This is a genomic window from Pseudomonas sp. 05T35 (assembly GCF_056396605.1).
The window spans coordinates 1-488 of the sequence record NZ_JBFTLU010000953.1 but is presented as its reverse complement, the minus strand read 5'-3'; the positions used below and the strand labels follow the sequence as shown (position 1 = coordinate 488).

General features: G+C 55.5%; 1 protein-coding gene. It reads right to left on the bottom strand.

Annotated elements, in window-relative coordinates; translation table 11 throughout:
* Positions 1 to 228: MBL fold metallo-hydrolase (locus tag AC1DH9_RS30875; protein WP_477809551.1), on the bottom strand; the 228-nt coding region annotated here is incomplete at its 3' end.
* Between the last annotated feature and the right edge of the window lie 260 nt (positions 229 to 488).

The window sequence follows — 488 nt, the reverse complement described above, 5'->3', positions numbered from 1 at the left end:
GTTGCGCACCAACACGGGCAGATAGCCGCTGTGATCCAGGTGAGCATGGGTCAGAACGATGGCTTCCAGATCCCGGACCGGCAGTTGGAAAGGGTCCCAGTTGTGCAGGCGCAGTTGTTTGTAGCCCTGGAACAAGCCGCAATCGATCAACACATGTTTGTCGTTATGTTCCAGCAGGTACTTGCTGCCCGTCACCGTGCCAGCCGCACCGAGAAATGTCATTCGCATGCCCGTCTCCTTGAACACTGATGGGTACGCTATTGATCCTCCCTTTACGTCTTCCGGCACTTGATATTTATCAACAGCAGCCGGGCTGACTCCGTCTTATCGAGGCTCAGCCCCTGAAAATGTCGAATGGCTCGATTTTCAGCACCTTGCGTATGCCCACGTAACTGGAAACCCCGGCGATCAACAGCACCAGGCCAAACGCCAGCCCCAGGTTCCAGAACGTAATCATCGCTGCGTAATTGGGCAGATAGGTGCGCACC